The 16,177-nt window shown below is 40.9% G+C and carries 15 protein-coding genes; 10 read left to right on the forward strand and 5 right to left on the reverse strand.

The window, feature by feature from the left end:
* Positions 1-372: 372 nt before the first annotated feature.
* From thrA to ACESM0_RS08010, 5 genes are all read left to right on the forward strand, one after another.
* On the forward strand, positions 373-2,850 hold the full coding sequence (gene thrA, locus ACESM0_RS07990; protein ID WP_372905354.1) for a bifunctional aspartate kinase/homoserine dehydrogenase I: 2,478 nt from the start codon (positions 373-375) through the stop codon (positions 2,848-2,850).
* A 40-nt stretch (positions 2,851-2,890) separates the two neighbouring features.
* Complete coding sequence (locus tag ACESM0_RS07995; protein ID WP_372905356.1) at positions 2,891-3,841, forward strand: homoserine kinase; 951 nt, start codon at positions 2,891-2,893, stop codon at positions 3,839-3,841.
* A gap of 39 nt (positions 3,842-3,880) precedes the next feature.
* Positions 3,881-5,203 carry a threonine synthase gene (thrC, locus tag ACESM0_RS08000; RefSeq protein ID WP_372905358.1) on the forward strand — a complete coding sequence of 441 codons (1,323 nt, stop codon included), beginning with the start codon at positions 3,881-3,883 and terminating at the stop codon, positions 5,201-5,203.
* A 253-nt stretch (positions 5,204-5,456) separates the two neighbouring features.
* On the forward strand, positions 5,457-5,669 hold the full coding sequence (gene rpmE / locus ACESM0_RS08005) for a 50S ribosomal protein L31 (RefSeq protein ID WP_372905360.1): 213 nt from the start codon (positions 5,457-5,459) through the stop codon (positions 5,667-5,669).
* Positions 5,670-5,739: 70 nt separating this feature from the next.
* Complete coding sequence (locus ACESM0_RS08010) at positions 5,740-6,375, forward strand: MBL fold metallo-hydrolase (protein ID WP_372905362.1); 636 nt, start codon at positions 5,740-5,742, stop codon at positions 6,373-6,375.
* Between the two features lie 9 nt (positions 6,376-6,384).
* Here the strand turns inward: ACESM0_RS08010 and ACESM0_RS08015 are convergent, their stop codons facing one another.
* From ACESM0_RS08015 to ACESM0_RS08025, 3 genes are read right to left on the reverse strand one after another with little or no spacing between them, the layout of a single operon-like run.
* On the reverse strand, positions 6,385-7,017 hold the full coding sequence (locus tag ACESM0_RS08015; protein ID WP_372905364.1) for a hypothetical protein: 633 nt from the start codon (positions 7,015-7,017) through the stop codon (positions 6,385-6,387).
* Between the two features lie 28 nt (positions 7,018-7,045).
* Positions 7,046-7,561 carry an LPS assembly lipoprotein LptE gene (gene lptE, locus ACESM0_RS08020; RefSeq protein ID WP_372905366.1) on the reverse strand — a complete coding sequence of 172 codons (516 nt, stop codon included), beginning with the start codon at positions 7,559-7,561 and terminating at the stop codon, positions 7,046-7,048.
* A complete protein-coding gene (locus ACESM0_RS08025) occupies positions 7,548-8,837 on the reverse strand; it encodes a sigma-54 interaction domain-containing protein (protein ID WP_372905368.1) in 1,290 nt (429 codons plus the stop codon). Before ACESM0_RS08025 ends, lptE begins: the two co-directional genes overlap by 14 nt.
* Positions 8,838-9,072: 235 nt before the next feature.
* On the opposite strand from ACESM0_RS08025, the gene ACESM0_RS08030 reads away from it, so the two are divergent.
* The 5 genes from ACESM0_RS08030 to ACESM0_RS08050 all read left to right on the forward strand — a co-directional run bounded on the left by ACESM0_RS08030 (position 9,073) and on the right by ACESM0_RS08050 (position 13,465).
* On the forward strand, positions 9,073-9,645 hold the full coding sequence (locus ACESM0_RS08030; protein ID WP_372905370.1) for an RNA polymerase sigma factor: 573 nt from the start codon (positions 9,073-9,075) through the stop codon (positions 9,643-9,645).
* Entirely contained in the window at positions 9,642-10,349 is a 708-nt protein-coding gene (locus tag ACESM0_RS08035) for a hypothetical protein (protein ID WP_372905372.1), read from the forward strand. Before ACESM0_RS08030 ends, ACESM0_RS08035 begins: the two co-directional genes overlap by 4 nt.
* Positions 10,346-11,596: a glycogen-binding domain-containing protein gene (locus tag ACESM0_RS08040; RefSeq protein WP_372905373.1), complete on the forward strand. Its 1,251-nt coding sequence runs from the start codon at positions 10,346-10,348 to the stop codon at positions 11,594-11,596. The genes ACESM0_RS08035 and ACESM0_RS08040 overlap by 4 nt, the downstream gene beginning before the upstream one ends.
* An 11-nt stretch (positions 11,597-11,607) precedes the next feature.
* Positions 11,608-12,495: a hypothetical protein gene (locus ACESM0_RS08045; RefSeq protein WP_372905375.1), complete on the forward strand. Its 888-nt coding sequence runs from the start codon at positions 11,608-11,610 to the stop codon at positions 12,493-12,495.
* 145 nt (positions 12,496-12,640) lie between these two features.
* A complete protein-coding gene (locus ACESM0_RS08050) occupies positions 12,641-13,465 on the forward strand; it encodes a DUF4382 domain-containing protein (RefSeq protein ID WP_372905377.1) in 825 nt (274 codons plus the stop codon).
* Positions 13,466-13,617: 152 nt separating this feature from the next.
* On the opposite strand, the gene miaB is transcribed toward ACESM0_RS08050, so the two are convergent.
* On the reverse strand, positions 13,618-14,979 hold the full coding sequence (gene miaB / locus ACESM0_RS08055) for a tRNA (N6-isopentenyl adenosine(37)-C2)-methylthiotransferase MiaB (RefSeq protein WP_372905379.1): 1,362 nt from the start codon (positions 14,977-14,979) through the stop codon (positions 13,618-13,620).
* 154 nt (positions 14,980-15,133) lie between these two features.
* Positions 15,134-16,177: hypothetical protein (locus ACESM0_RS08060; protein WP_372905381.1), on the reverse strand; the 1,044-nt coding region annotated here is incomplete at its 5' end.

Consider the following 16,177-nt stretch of genomic DNA (forward strand, 5'->3'; position numbering starts at 1 on the left):
TTTCAAGGAGGGGCTACGAGTTAAAGCAATTCCTACGAAGTGATTTAGGGGTGGTTTAAACCAAAATCGAATCAGGTTTGAAGCCTGAAATAATCAAGGCAAACTCCTCCAAAAACTCCTCACACCCCTACATTTCGATGGCATGCAGGAGGGGAGAATCATATTTAAGATTCTAGTGTCAAAATCACGTTAAGTAAGATCTCACCTCTCAAACTCCCGAAACATTTCTATTTCATGCTCGGGTAAAAATATATGTTTGTAAATGCCTGGAAGCCCTTCGTATTAAAAAGATGATTTGATTAAAGATTTTGTTGAACACAGCAATGCGTTTGGCTAACATATGCAGGTATCTATTAACTATGAATGTGAAGAATGAGAATTTTAAAATTTGGCGGGAGTTCTGTAGGGTCTCCTGAAGCGCTTGAACGTGTTATTGAAATTATTAAGGAAAAGCAAAAAGAGGATCGACTGATTGTTGTTGTATCTGCATTTAAAGGCGTTACGAATCAGCTTTTTGAATTGGCTTCCCTTGCAGAGAACACTGAAAGCAATTATCAGGAAATCTTAGAGGATATTGAAAAAAGGCACATTGATACAATCAACAAGGTAATTCCTGTAAACAACCGAAGCGATTCTATAACAGCTTTCAAAATTATGCTCAATGAACTTGAGAACGTTCTCAAGGGAGTATCACTGGTTCAGGAGCTATCAAATAAAACCCGTGATTTTGTAGTTGGTTTCGGAGAACGATTTTCTGCATCCATTTTGAGTGCTTGCCTGCAGAATAGGGGGATAGATTCGTTTTATACGGATACCCGGCAACTCATTAAAACAGACACAAGTTTTGGTGCAGCCAAGGTAAACACCTCGTCTACTTTTATGAATATAAGAGAGTTTATCGAACGTCATAATGAAAATGTGTTTGTGGCTACAGGATTTATTTCGTCATCGGAAAAAAATGAATCCACAACGTTAGGCCGTGGCGGTTCAGATTATACGGCATCACTATTTGGGGCAGCTACCGGAGCAAAAATGATTGAGATTTGGACGGATGTAGATGGGTTAATGACTGCAGACCCAAGAAAAGTTATTCGTGCATTTTCGGTTGATTACGCCTCCTATGAAGAAGCTATGGAGATGTCTCACTTTGGCGCAAAAGTTATATATCCGCCAACTATTCAGCCTGTTCTTAAATCAGGTATTCCTATTTTAATTAAAAATACATTCAAGCCTGATCACCCCGGAACACTTATTCAGAAAAAAGGAGAGCAGGAGAATGGAAATGGGAATATAAGGGGCATCTCATCCATTGATAATATCGCTCTGATTACAATTAAAGGGAGCGGCATGATTGGCGTCAGCGGTGTGGCTGCTAGAATATTCAATGCACTGGCTTTGGAGAATATTAATATCATTCTTATCACTCAATCATCTTCGGAACACACGATATCCCTGGCTGTAATGCCGAACCAGGCTCATACTGCAAAAACGTCAATTGAACTGGAATTCAGTGAAGAGATTAAACATGATATTATTGACGAAATTCGAATTGAAAAAGAGCTATCTGCCATTGCTGTTGTAGGAGAAAATATGCGTCAGATACCGGGTATTGCCGGGCAAGTATTTTATGCGTTGGGCCGTAATGGTATTAACGTCGTTGCCATTGCACAGGGTTCTTCCGAGCGAAATATTTCTTTTGTGGTGGATAGAAAGAATGAGAAGAAAGCTGTGAACACTATTCATGATGCATTTTTCCTGTCGGGAGAAAAATCTATCAACCTCTATTTAATAGGCACCGGATTAATCGGTGGTACGCTTTTGGAACTTCTGGAGAATCAAAAAGAGGAGCTGAGAACAAAATACAAGCTTGATATACAATTAAAAGGAGTCGCAACAAGCCAGAAAATGTTGATTGGCGAATCGTCTATTTCACTTTCAGATTGGGGAAAAGAGATCGAGGAGAAAGGGCAGGAAATGTCTCTCAGCAAGTTTGTTAAAGAGATGAAAACGGCAAACCTGTCGAACAGTATATTTATTGACTGCACAGCCAGCCCGGATATCCAAACGGTGTATGAAGATGTTTTGAGTCAGAGCATATCGATCGTTTCACCAAACAAAAAAGCAAACTCATCATCGATGGAGTTTTATAATCTGCTCCAGAAAACAGCAGACAAACATAATTGTGCATTTAAATTTGAAACCAACGTAGGGGCTGGGCTTCCGATTATCGAAACCATTCATGAATTGGTGCGAACCGGCGACAAAGTATATCGTATTGAAGGAGTCTTATCAGGCACATTAAGCTATATTTTTAACAATTTTGAAGGAACGTCATCCTTTAGTGACGTGGTAAAAAAAGCAAAAGGAAAAGGGTACACCGAGCCGGATCCGCGTGAAGATCTGAATGGGAATGATGTGGGCAGAAAACTTTTAATACTGGCAAGGGTGGCCGGTTATCATGTTGAGATAGAGGATATTGATATTCAAAATTTAGTACCGGATGATGCAAGAGAGGTACAAAGTGTGGAAAATTTTTTCAATAAACTGAAGAAACACGACCCTCACTACAATTGTCTGCAACAAGAGGCGTCCTCAGATAACAAAAAATTATGCTACATTGCCCGATTCGAAAATGGAAAAGGCATTGTAAAGCTGGAAAAAATTGATGACTCACACCCATTTTACAATTTATCAGGCAGTGATAATATTGTAGCATTTTACACTACGTACTATGATGAGTCTCCGCTAATTGTAAAAGGTCCGGGTGCAGGCGCTAAGGTCACGGCAGCAGGCGTAATTTCTGATATTTTACGTGTTGCAAATATGAAGGCAAATAATGCGGGAGTCTAAATTTGATAGCTTGCATAAATATATATTCAAAATAAACAGAATGTCAGAAAGCAAAAGGAAATCAGTTACAGTATTTGCCCCGGCCACTGTTGCCAATGTGGCATGTGGGTTTGATGTGCTTGGTTTTGCAATACATGGATTGGGTGATGAGGTAACAGCCACGAAAAGTGATCAACCGGGAATAACGATTACGGCTATAGAGGGAGATGAGGGTAAACTTCCGCTTGAAACTGAAAAGAATACAGCCGGACTTTCAGTGATATCGCTACTTAATGAACTGGGCAACGGAGAAAAACCGGGAATTGAACTCAGAATAAAAAAAAATATGCCGCTTGGAAGTGGTTTGGGGTCAAGCGCTGCAAGTTCAGTAGCAGCAGTTGTAGCGGTTAACGAACTTTTAGAAAAACCATTTACAACACCAGAATTATTGCCATTTGCGGTAGATGGTGAAATTGCAGCAAGTGGAACAGCACACGCCGATAACGTCGCCGCTTCACTTTTCGGCGGATTTATACTTGTGAAAACACATCAACCGCCGGACGTAATTACTTTACCAACCCCTGAAAATCTTCACTGCACAATTGTTCATCCGCATATCGAAATAAAAACAAAAAATAGCCGGATGATCTTGAAAAAAGAGATTCTATTGGAGAAAGCTGTAACACAGTGGGCAAACGTAGGGGCGCTGGTTGCAGGGCTTTATAAGAATGACTACAGCTTGATTGCCCGCTCTTTACATGATGAAATTATTGAGCCGGTACGTTCAGTTTTGATACCCGGTTTTGATGAAATGAAATCAGCTGCTTTACAGAAAGGAGCTTTGGGATGCAGCATTTCAGGATCGGGTCCTTCTGTTTTTGCCCTAAGTAAGTCAAAAAAAGAGGCTCAGTTTATAGGTGAAAAAATGGGTGAGTCTCTGAAAATTCTAGGGCTCGATTTTGATGTCTATATTTCAAAAATCAACACAGAAGGTGCTAAAGTTACGGGCTGAATTCGCGTTGGATAATCAACAGTTAAAAATGCCGAACAGATGAAATTTATAAGCACAAGGAATAATTCTTCTGCCGTCAGTTTTTTTGAAGCGATGCGCAGAGGTCTTGCACCGGATGGCGGCCTGTATATGCCCGAACAAATACCTGTAATTTCAGAAGGTTTTTGGTCTTCTATTTCAGATAAAAGTTTTCCGGAGATCGCATTTGAAATGGCCAAACCTTATCTGGAAGATGAGTTAACGGAAAACACTTTAAGAGATGTAGTTGAAGAAGCTTTCAACTTTCCTGTTAGGATGAAAAGCCTTGGGAACAGACATCATGTACTTGAACTTTTTCACGGTCCAACACTGGCATTTAAAGATTTTGGTGCACGTTTTATGGCACGCCTGTTCTCTGAAAATGCTCAAAAAAAGAGTGAAGAAGTGACTATACTTGTCGCAACATCGGGGGATACAGGAGGCGCTGTTGCACACGGATTTTACAAGGTACCCGGCGTTAGAGTATGTCTTCTATATCCCAAAGGGAAGGTGAGTCCTCTGCAGGAAAAACAGATGACTACCCTTGGTGAAAATATTACAGCTCTTGAAGTAGACGGGGTATTTGATGATTGTCAGCGTCTGGTAAAAAAAGCGTTTTTGGATAAAGAGTTGAATGAAAAAATTCAGCTCAGTTCAGCCAATTCCATCAATATTGCCAGGCTTCTCCCGCAGTCTTTTTATTATGCTTTTGCGGTTGCAGAACTCATGAACCGTGGAGTATTATCTGAACTACCTGTTTTTTCGGTACCGAGTGGAAATTTCGGTAATCTTACAGGGGGAGTACTTGCAGGGCTAATGGGTTTGCCGATCAAACACTTTTTGGCCGCTACCAATGCGAATGATGTAGTCCCGTACTACCTGAAAAGTGGTGATTTTAAACCTAAGGATTCTGTTCAAACAATTTCGAACGCTATGGATGTTGGAAATCCAAGCAATTTTTCACGGATGAAATTTCTGTTCAAAGGGTCAGAAAGTATGATGCGATGTAAAATTTCCGGTTATTCGTATTCTGATGAAGAAACACGCCAAACCATAATGGATGTTTTTGAAGAAAAAGGAGGATATCTTCTCTGTCCTCATACAGCTATAGGATATCGTGCAGCGATTGAATATCAGTCTGAAAATAACACAGACAATCATTTAATTACACTCGCCACAGCACACCCGGTTAAATTTCGCGACGTAATTGAGCCGGTAATTGATAAAAAAATAGAGCTTCCTTCCAGGTTAAATAGTACTCTTAAAAATGAAAAGAAGACTTTGTCAATAGATAAAAGATATGAGTCATTCAAGGAACAATTAATGCAAATAAATGCATGCTGAGCTTGATCCAGTGCACGATCACTTATTCAAATAGTCTTCACTTTTAAAAAAAAATCTGAACAATTAGAGGATGAAATGCTCATGTTTAGGTTGAGAATGTTACAGTGCAGACGAATTATTTAATCTCTGAAATGTTGCCAAATCATTTGTTAAGAATGTAAGTCATTTCATTTTCACCTACGGATTGCAAAAGCGCAAACGATCCCGTATCTTTGAATTCTAGAAAAGATTCAACCAATGGCAGACCACGATTATGAAAAAAGGAATTCATCCCGATTATAAAGAGATCACAGTTATACTAAGTGATGGTACTGAGATGAAAACAAGAAGTACTATGGACGTTTCAGATGGTATCTTCAAGAGTGAAGTAGATTCTAAAAACCATCCGTTTTACAACAAAGATCAAAAGATTACGCAAAAAGCTGGACGTATTGATCGTTTCAACAAACGATACGCAAAGAAGTAAAGCCGCTTAACAATACATTATCTGAGGATGTAGTGAATTTCGCTACATCCTTTTTTTATATATGATAGTTATGGACGTTAAACAGTTTACCGTTGGGCCATTCGCTGAAAACACATATCTGATTACAAAAGATCATAAAGCTATATTGGTTGATCCCGGATTTTTTGACCCGAGGGAATTTACCGTTTTCAAAAATGGTCTTGAGGAGTCGAACACTGAGTTGATTGCAGTTGTTCTGACGCATGCCCACATCGATCACATTGCGGGTCTGGATAAAGTTCTAAAAGAGTTTGATGTGCCTGTATATCTGAATCACAGTGATCTTTATCTTTGGAACAACTACCCCGATCAGGCTAAAAGGTTTGGTTTCAGAGTACCAGGATTTGATTTTACTCCTGAAGAGATGCCGGAACAGCAAGGTTTTTCAATTGGTCCGTTTATATTTGATGTGCTTTTTACTCCTGGCCATTCACCTGATCATGTTTCGCTCTATTTCAAAGATGATCAACTCCTTATTGCGGGAGACGCACTGTTTCGTGAGAGTATAGGGCGTACAGACTTGTACAAAGGTGATTTAGATCTTCTTACTGAATCAATCAGAAAGAAACTCTATACGCTGCCTGAAGAGACGAAAGTACTGCCCGGACATGGTCCATCAACAACAATTGGTTACGAAAAAACCAATAACAATTTTGTAAAAGCATAGGTCGCCCGGCTAGCGATCTTTTTTGCTTTCCGCCAGTTTTTGCTGAAGACGGAAAATCTGCTCATCGTAATACTCTTTCTTTGTCGAATTGGTGCGTCTAAGCTTTTTAAAGGTATCAATTGCGCCTTTGTAGTTTCCCTGTTTTTCATGAATTACAGCAAGGGTTTCTGTAACAATATCGTCTACATTGTTACTTGCCTCACTTAAATCCGGTTGATCCTTCTCATCTTCAGAGAGATCCGGTTTAATTCGTTTTTTCTCTGCAGAAGAGAGTTTTGCAATGAGTAAATCGAGATCCTGGATCGGGTGGCCTCTGTCGCTGTTGAATTGACGTTTAAATGATTCGCGCGTGGGTTCAGGTTCCCACGCTTCAAAATGATGCGGATGGCTCATCATATAATGCAGACGTTCCATCAGCTTGCTGCCGGGCGCAAGAATTTTTGCGTGCATCGCCGCTTGTACGGCTTTTTGTTTCTGGCTGTTACGATGATAAAACCAAGCAAGGAAAAAATACCCTACCGCACCCGCATTGCGTTTAGTGATGTGGTTTTCGAGGCGATCGATTGCAGCTTCCGGATCGGATTCGAACTGCTCGACGTAACTCTGAAGAGATTTTGGTATTTGTTCTGCCGTTAATTGCATGGTCAAAAGTAGGTAATGAAGAGATGATTTACCAATTGCTTACTGCATCATTAAACATATTATTTGCAATCTGCTGTAGTGCGGTTTCTGCGGCTTCTACTTCACCTTCAACAGGATTTTCGAGAGTATTATATGTAGCACTGCCGCTAAAGCTTTTGCTCCACAATGGTTCATCATCTTTCTGGTACTGGAAAGTAGCTCTTACGGTAATCTGAATTTCATTGATATTTGCCTGCTCATCCCCGCGCACACTGAACGGTCGATTCTCATATCTCTGTATAGCGCCCTCAACAAATGCATCTGATGATTCCTGATTGTTTGAAAGAGATAATCGGCTCTGATTTACAAAACGATTAATCAACGCCCGGTTTAGGCGGTCACTCAAATCACCTAAACCGCTCTGAGACTGATCAGGAAAAAAAGGAATATTGATTGTCTTTACGTCCGACGGAATGGACGTTCCGGTAAAGCTATAGCTGATGCACCCGGATACAAATACGGAGAGCAGGAGTACAAAAAAGAAATTTCGTTTATTGAAGGCCATATTGATCCAATTTTCTGTAGAGTGTACGCTCACTAACCCCAAGTGCATCAGAAGCCTTTCTTCGATTCCCTTCAAAACGTTTTAAAGCCTGTTCAATCAAAAACTTTTCGGCCTCTTCAATGGACGGAATCTCTTTATCAGAGAAGAAATCCTGGATTTCATCTGTCTCTTCCTCTTCAGGTGATGCAGCCGGGGTTGAAATACCAAGGGAATCCTTACCGGAAGGGTCCCTGTAAATGTGCCCTGAAATATCGTTCGGATCAATATCTCGCGGCATAGCGCTGGGAAGTGCTTTAAATTCTTTATCCGTAAACGTGGAGTAGACAAATTTTGCCAGCATCTTTTTCAGGTCGGAAATATCTCCCTGCATCTCAAGCAGTGCACGATAGATAATTCCCATGTCGGTACCGCCGGGACTTTCGAAGGAGTCATCCTCATCATCGGTATACTCACTTCTGGAAAGAACGGGCAGGTTATCTGTTGATCCCAGGTGCTGTCTTCCTTTTAGGTATTTTTGCAGGCGGTCTTTATCAATGAATTGAGATTTTTCCAGAACAACAAGTTGCTCCGCTACATTTTTAAGTTCGCGGATGTTACCCGGCCAGCGGTATGATATCAGCAGATCCTTAGCTTCATCCGAAAACCCCTGAAATACAGAATCATATTTTGAGGAAAATTCCGTAACAAATTTTCTAAAAATGGGGATGATATCATCCTGGCGATCCCGAAGAGGCGGAAGTTTGATTTTAACCGTATCCAGCCGGTAATAGAGATCTTCTCGGAACTTTCCTTCTTTAACGAGCTCCCACAAATCCTGATTTGTTGCCGCAATCACCCGAACATCGGCAGTAAACATTTTACTGGACCCGACTCTGAAAAACTCACCGCTTTCCAAAACGCGAAGAAGTTTTACCTGAATATTTTTTGGAGTATCTCCAATCTCATCTAAAAAGATGGTTCCGCCGTCCGCTTTTTCAAAATACCCTTTACGGGCTTCATGAGCACCGGTAAACGATCCTTTCTCATGTCCAAAAAGCTCACTCTCTATAATTCCCTCGGGTATGGCCCCACAATTAACAATAACCAGGTTATTTCGGCTTCGGTGACTAAGCGAGTGGATTGCACGAGCGGTAACGTCTTTACCAACTCCGCTTTCGCCCTGTAGAAGAACCGTAATATCCGTAGCAGAAACCTGCATGATTTTGTCAATCACCTGCTTGATAGCCGATGACTCACCAATAATTCCGTATCGCTCTTGTAATGCTTCTCTGTCCATAGTATATCTTTATTATTTAGACCTTAAAGGTAATAAAGTTCTGAATCTTGGCATAGAGTGGATTTAACAATCCATTAAAGATAAAAGATAATTATACGCAGTAAATTTCGAATCTACTTTGGATTCAATTATACTTATCTGTGTTGAATCGAAAACTTTGTAACGAATTATAAGTTGAGTCGTCACACTGGCAATAGAAGCTTTATAGAGTCGACAATATTGAGTATCAAGCCAAATGAGTGAATCAGCTCAAAATGAAGAGTTCCTGCTAATTGAGAGAATTCTAAAAGGTAAACAGGATTTGTATGAGACTTTAGTCGAAAGATACTCATCGATGGTTTTTCATGTAGTTCGCCGATTTGAGAAAGATCCGGATGAAGTGGAAGAGTTAGCTCAGGAGATTTTTGTCAAAGCCTACGAAAAGCTTCGTCAGTTCAATGAGAATTCGAAGTTCTCAACGTGGCTTTACTCGATTGCGATGAATCACTGTCGTGATTATGCGAAGAACGTAAGAAGAAAGAACTACAGAATAAGTGAAATGGAGCCGGGGTTTTTAGATTCCAATTTTACCGAACAGCAAACACCTCACTTAAAGATGGAGATTAAAGAGTGGGGCAATCTGTTGAAGCAATCTTTATTGAAATTGTCGGAAGATTATTCAAGACCATTTTTAATGAAGTATCGAGACGGTATGAGTTATAAAACGATGTCTGAAGAGACCGGTGTATCAGAAAGTGCTTTAAAAGTAAGGGTGCACAGAGCTCGAAAAGAACTAAAAACACTATTGGAAAATGAGGTGCAATCATGAGCGTAGAGAACTTAAATAAAGATGAATTATTTCGGCAATTTCTGGACGGAGAGCTTGATGACGAACAGGAGAGTTACGTATTACATTTGATTGCTGACGACCCCGAATTGAGATCGATGCTTCATTTTGAAAGAACTTTAACTCAGTCGTTTAGCAGTGAGCCTCACCCTGATTCTTTTTCTGTGTCTGAAAATTTTAGCAGTAAGGTTATGAACCGGATTCAAAATGAAAACAGTGAAAAACAGGAACCTGCAGAAATTGGAATGCATCTTCTGAAGCCCAGAAATGTCACAATCCGACCGCTCTACGTAGCTGCAGCAGCCATTTTGATGATGTTTAGTTTTGGATATCTATTGTTGGACGAACAGGGACAGGAAGCTACAAATATGGCGTCAAATGTTAATGAAGACCAATCTGTGCAGCTTGTTTCTGAACGGGAGTCTGAAGTGTGGATTCGTTTTGTCTATTTTGACGAAGAGGCTGAAACTATGGCTGTTGCCGGTGATTTTAGCGATTGGGATCCCGTAGATTTAACGAAGGATATTGTTGATGAAAAAACAGTTTGGACAGGTATGATTCCGGTAGTGAGGGGCGAACATCACTACATGTTTGTGAAAAATGGAGATGAGTGGGTTACGGACCCTCTTGCAGATGTAAAGCGTGATGATGGATTTGGTAACAAAAATGCTGTACTCTATTTATGAAAAATTGGGTAGCTGTACTTATCAGCATATTATTTATCCCGTTTGATGCTTATGGTCAGGAATGGGATACCTTACTTCTGCTGGATGGCAGAACCGGCTATACCACCAATACTTACTTAAACCCGGTGCTGTCTGAATGGAATAGGATAAACGATACAGGCTACGGCACAATTACTCCAATGGGCAATATATTTGTATCTGAAGGTCAACTTTCAGCTGATCTTACAGCCGGTGGAGCATATAGTCAATATACAGACGACAGAGACGCATGGTCGACCTTCTTTTTACTACTCAATGCAAATTATCGGATTACTGACCGATGGGGATTTGGGGTTGAATCCGGAGGAAGCAGTTATTCAACGCAATTCGATCGATCGATATATTGGATTCAACCGGTTTTAAGTTATTCTCCCTCACTATTTACAAGAGTATATCTAAAAGCGGGTCCATCTTTTAGGAAGTTGAACCTTGAGGATACAGCAGAAGATCCTGGTTATGAACAGTTCAATAATTACAGCATAGAGTTTGAGACCTGGCCTACTTTCAAATGGCTGTTGAAAGCAGGCATATTTGGTGAACTGGATAATCCTGCGGAGAGCCTGGGAGCTCGCATATCCTCAGATTTTAATATCTCAAGAAATTGGAATCTAAATCTTCGTACCGGTCTTGAAAGATACAGGTATCAAATAATAACAGATGGAGGAGGTGGCGGCGGAGGTTTTCCACCTGTTGGCGGTCCCGGTAATGAAGAAATTACAGAAGATGAGGCAGACATCTTATTTAGGGGTTCAGCGGGAGTTAAGTATCAAATTAATTCGACTTTTGAAGTATCTGCGAATGCGGACTATTTGAACTACTATTCTACGGTTGCTGAAGAGTCTGTTTCTGATATTCACGCTTCAATAGGTTTTCGGGTAACTTTATTCAATAGTAATCGTCATACCCGTGGAGCAAGTGTTGAGCTGAGTCAAAATGGCTCTCAAACCATCTTATTGAATTTAAAGTATAGCGGAGATGGACAATTATATATTCTGGGCGATTTTAATGATTGGGAAAAGCCCGGTATTCCACTTTCAAAACAAAGAAATAGACGATTTTTGGCCCAGCTTTCACAAGATGCCGGAGCCTATGAATACAAGATTTTACTGATTGAAGACGGAGAAGAAAAGTGGCTCGAGTTATCTGAAAATACATATACGGTATCAGATGGATTCGGAGGAGAAAACGGTTTGATTTTTATTGATTAAATATAACAACTATGAATACGACATACAGACATGTTAGAAAAGCTGCCCTCTCTTTAGGTTTAGCACTTGTTCTACTGTTTCCTGTTCAATTATTTGGTCAGGAGACTTTAACAGAATTATTGGAGCAGGCAAATGAGTCCGGTATTGAACCAGACAGAATCACGGAAGTGCAGAATCGCGTAGATTCACGCGGTTTGAGTGAAGATGAATTTATGGCTGTACTGCGACCGGCAATTGAAATGGCAGGGGATAATTTGCCATATGAAATGATTTTTGAAAAAGTACTTGAAGGATTATCAAAAGGAATACCTGTTCAGCGAATAACACCTATATTGTCGTCTATCCGTGATAATGCCTCGAGATCTGCACGACTGGTCGACCGATGGATAGAGAAACCTGAAGTAGGGCAATTTGTTGAAAGAGGAGAAGAAAGAATGCAGCAAGGTCAGTTTCGAAATGAGATGATTAAGGCCGGTTCTAAAGCCATGATGCAAAATATTGATGAGGAGATCTTGAGTGAAACCTTAAATAGCATCTCTGCTGGTAATATGGACAGGGTGAAACCATCCGGTTTACTGGCAGCAATGAATATTTTAAGTGATCTTTCTAACGGGGCAGTAGCTGCTTCTGAAAATGCACGAATTGTGCTAAAAGCGTTGCAGAGTGGATTTGAAGCAGGGGATATACAAAAATTACCGGCAGCTATGAATATGGCACAGCGTAGAAGTCAGCTTCCTGCCGAAGCGGTTGGAAAAGGACTGATGCAGCAGCTGGAGAGAGGATTGCCAAGCGAAAGGATTTTACAAAATATGTTTAATGGAGAGATTGGTGGCGGCCCACCGGGCAACGTACCGGGTGGAATTAAAAATAACAGGCCGGGAAGACCTGGAGGAAATTAATCAAAAAGGCGCTGATGGCGCCTTTTTCTGTTTGTTAGAACTTTTTTTAAAAAAATGTAACGGTTTTGGTTTGAGCTCGTCGTATTGACAACGACAAGAAACTTACATCAACAAAATTTCTAATAAGAACAGAATAGATTCAGTTATGAAAACTCTAAATAGCATCTTCAGCAAAACATTAGTAGCCGTTCTGGCTATAGGAATGTTTGCATTTACAGGCTGTTCAACGGACAGTACACCCGAAGTTGGTACGCTTGAAGTAAAACTTCATGATGCTCCGGCCGACTTTGACGAAGTAAATGTATTCATCGAACGCGTAGAAGTAAATAATACAACTAACGAAGAGCAAGGATGGCAGGTAATCAGTGAGCCAAATCAGCAGTTTAATCTTCTTGAACTTACAAACGGTGTTTTTGAGGTCATTGGTGAAGCAGAACTGGAAACAGGACTCTATCCACAAATACGGTTAATTTTGAGCAGAGACAATAACAGCGTTGTTGCAGATGGTGTGGCAAACGATCTGTTTATTCCGAGTGGTGCCCAAACCGGTGTAAAACTGAACGTAAATGCTGAAATTGAGGAAGGTATTGTTTATACACTCCTTTTGGATTTTGATGCTCTGCGATCTGTTCACACAACCGGTCAGTCACCAAATATGGATTATATTCTCAAGCCGGTTATTCGCGCTTCCAATGAAGCTCTTACCGGAAACGTAGGTGGAGTTGTTAGTCCTGTTGAAGCCAGGGCAGCCGTATTTGCTATTGCTGGCGAAGACACACTTTCGTCAACTTATGCAAATGAAGATTCCGGTGAGTTTCTATTGGTTGGCCTTGAAGAAGGAGCCTATGATGTATCTGTTGAGCCGAGAGAAGAAGGGTTTGGCAGTGAATATCTGGAAAATATAGAAGTTACTTTGGGAGAGACTACAGATCTGGAAACCATTGAACTGACCGTAGAGAATAACGAATAGAAGCAGCAATTTGAGTGAAGAGGCAATCTGTAACGGACCGAGCACTGGTAATGCTTCCTAAGGTTTGTATACAGATCAGAGAACACAAAAAGCTCCGGTGGAAATCGGAGCTTTTTTTCTTTTAAATTTAAAATGATTAGTAAAATTTACCGCTAAACAGTAACAGTCGTTTGACCGAAAAACTCTTCAATTGAGCTTTTTCCAATAGGTTTGGTAATCAGTGTTGCTGATGTGCAGTCGGTAACTTCAACTTCAACATAGTCCCCTTTTTGAAAATCTCTTCTGTCAAAAACGGCCATCTTGTTTGTGTCGGTTCTTCCGGAGAGTTGCTGATCGGATTTTTTACTAGTCCCTTCAACAAGTACAAGATGTCTTCTGCCTACTTCATTCTTGTTATTCTTCTTCTGAATACTCATCTGTTGCTGAATAATCTCCGACAATCTGCGTTTTTTCACATCTTCCGGCACATTGTCTTCGTATTTACGAGCGGCAAGTGTTCTTTCCCGTTCAGAATATGCAAACATGTAAGCCAGATCGTATTCAACAATCTTCATCAGAGACATGGTTCCTTCATGCTCTTCTTCCGTCTCGTCACAGAATCCCGCGATGATATCTGTGGAAAGAGATACACCCGGTATGATCTCCCTCATTCTGTCAATTAACTTAAGATACTGTTCGCGGGTGTAGGGCCTGCGCATTCGCTCAAGCATGGTATCACTGCCTGCCTGAGCCGGAATGTGGATGTAGTTACATAAATTTGGACGCTCAGCAATAAGGTGCAAAAGCGGCTCCGGAAAATCTTTGGGGTGTGGAGAGGAGAACCGAAATCTTATTTCAGGGTTGGCCTTGCTGATCTCATCCATCAGCCTGGTAAAATCGATATCCTCGTACTGGTATGAATTTACATTCTGCCCCAAAACGGTAATCTCTTTGTATCCCTGTTCATTCAGTTGATTTACTTCGTTCATGATACTGCTCAATGGGCGACTCCGTTCTCGGCCTCGTGTAAACGGAACTACACAAAATGCGCACATGTTGTCGCAGCCTCGCATAATGGATACAAAAGCAGTTACTCCATTTCCGCTTGTCCGAACCGGTGTTATGTCGGCGTAGGTCTCTTCAAGAGAGAGAAGAACATTTACGGCTTTACGGCCATCATTTACTTCTTTGAGAAGGTTGGGAATATCCCGATAGGCGTCAGGGCCTACAACAATGTCCACCAACTGCTCCTGTTCGATAATATTCTCCTTGATGCGTTCGGCCATACAGCCCAGAACACCCACCGTTAATTCTTTTTTCTCTTTCTTAAGTGAGCGAAATTCCTTTAGACGGTTCCATACCCTTGTTTCAGCGTTTTCACGAATTGAACAGGTGTTTACAAAAATCACATCAGCTTCTTCGGCTGATTGAACAGGGCTCATACCCTCGTTCATTAGAATGGAATTCACAACCTCTGAGTCGGCCATGTTCATCTGGCACCCATAAGTTTCGATATAAAACCGTTTATCACTCATAACAACGAATTTGGAAAGAAAAGTTATTGAAATAAAATAACGGACATGGTTGACCGTAATTGATCTAAAAAAGATACAAATTTAAAAAATGGATGTCATAACAGAATCAGGTTCTTAATTCTGCTTTCTAATACTAACTAGAGTAAGACTTAGTTTAATCAATGTCACCTTCAGGTGAGGTGGTTAAATTGAATATGTCTCTACCGGACTTCTGTGGCCCGCTGAAATCCCCGTCATTGGAGAGAGTCCATCCGGTGAAGGCAATATTCCCATTTGGCAGACCAATAACTGATTCAGCAGTTTCATCCAGTTCGCCGCCATAGGTTTTTAAATAGTTCAGGGATCCACTCAAACTCAGGTTAACCATAAATATATCGGTATTACCCAGATTTACTTCTTCAAAATCGCCGTCATCGGATGTTGTATGGCCAACCGCTGCGATATTACCGTTTTCAGTTTCAGCGATTCCAGTTAATTCTTCCGTATTGGTGCCTCCATAGGTATTGAGCCACTGGATAGTGCCGAAATCTGAAGTTTTTAGAACAAAGGCGTCGTTTTCGCCGCTATTCAAGTTTTGGAAAATTCCATTGTCAGAAGAAAAACGCCCGGCGATTGCAAAACCATTATCTGATGTAGTAACAATAGAGTTGGCAATTTCAGCACCCGTACCGCTGTACGTGTAGAGAGAGTTGAATATTCCGTTTGGTTCAAGTTTCAAAAGAAAAGCTCCACTTTCTCCGGGCTGCCGACCGCTAAATTCGCTGTCGGATGATGAATATGAGCCTACAACAGCAATTTGTCCATTGGGACCAATAGTGAGATCCAGTGCTTCATCATTTTCGGCACCGCCAAATGTTTCAAGCCATTCAATTTGACCACTATTGTCGGTTAACATTACAAATGCATCTTTAGAGAAGGTGGAGCGGTCTGAAAAATTCCCATTAACTGAGCGCGTGGATCCTGCTATCAGATAACCGCCATTCGTTCCTTGAGTTAGAGCATAGCCGTAGTCCTCATCCGCACCTCCATATGTTCGATTCCAGATCAGTTCACCATTGGAGGGAGATATTTTAATCAAAAAAATATCATTTTCTCCGCGGTTCATGTTTGGAAACTGATCATCATCTGATCGGTTATAACCGGTTATGATAAAATCTCCACCTGCATCCTGAATCACGTCCATTGCCCAGTCGCTGTT

Source organism: Rhodohalobacter sp., from assembly GCF_041686455.1.
In the GTDB taxonomy this organism is placed as follows: domain Bacteria; phylum Bacteroidota; class Rhodothermia; order Balneolales; family Balneolaceae; genus Rhodohalobacter.

What these genes read in the sequence shown, in the direction of transcription:
- miaB (WP_372905379.1), bottom strand. Translation starts at nt 14,979, where the DNA reads ATGAGTGATAAACGGTTTTATATCGAAACTTATGGGTGCCAGATGAAC.
- lptE (WP_372905366.1), bottom strand. Translation starts at nt 7,561, where the DNA reads ATGGCCTTCAATAAACGAAATTTCTTTTTTGTACTCCTGCTCTCCGTA.
- ACESM0_RS08045 (WP_372905375.1), top strand. Translation starts at nt 11,608, where the DNA reads ATGAATACGACATACAGACATGTTAGAAAAGCTGCCCTCTCTTTAGGT.
- ACESM0_RS08035 (WP_372905372.1), top strand. Translation starts at nt 9,642, where the DNA reads ATGAGCGTAGAGAACTTAAATAAAGATGAATTATTTCGGCAATTTCTG.
- thrC (WP_372905358.1), top strand. Translation starts at nt 3,881, where the DNA reads ATGAAATTTATAAGCACAAGGAATAATTCTTCTGCCGTCAGTTTTTTT.
- rpmE (WP_372905360.1), top strand. Translation starts at nt 5,457, where the DNA reads ATGAAAAAAGGAATTCATCCCGATTATAAAGAGATCACAGTTATACTA.
- ACESM0_RS08050 (WP_372905377.1), top strand. Translation starts at nt 12,641, where the DNA reads ATGAAAACTCTAAATAGCATCTTCAGCAAAACATTAGTAGCCGTTCTG.
- ACESM0_RS07995 (WP_372905356.1), top strand. Translation starts at nt 2,891, where the DNA reads ATGTCAGAAAGCAAAAGGAAATCAGTTACAGTATTTGCCCCGGCCACT.
- thrA (WP_372905354.1), top strand. Translation starts at nt 373, where the DNA reads ATGAGAATTTTAAAATTTGGCGGGAGTTCTGTAGGGTCTCCTGAAGCG.
- ACESM0_RS08025 (WP_372905368.1), bottom strand. Translation starts at nt 8,837, where the DNA reads ATGGACAGAGAAGCATTACAAGAGCGATACGGAATTATTGGTGAGTCA.
- ACESM0_RS08030 (WP_372905370.1), top strand. Translation starts at nt 9,073, where the DNA reads ATGAGTGAATCAGCTCAAAATGAAGAGTTCCTGCTAATTGAGAGAATT.
- ACESM0_RS08015 (WP_372905364.1), bottom strand. Translation starts at nt 7,017, where the DNA reads ATGCAATTAACGGCAGAACAAATACCAAAATCTCTTCAGAGTTACGTC.
- ACESM0_RS08040 (WP_372905373.1), top strand. Translation starts at nt 10,346, where the DNA reads ATGAAAAATTGGGTAGCTGTACTTATCAGCATATTATTTATCCCGTTT.
- ACESM0_RS08010 (WP_372905362.1), top strand. Translation starts at nt 5,740, where the DNA reads ATGGACGTTAAACAGTTTACCGTTGGGCCATTCGCTGAAAACACATAT.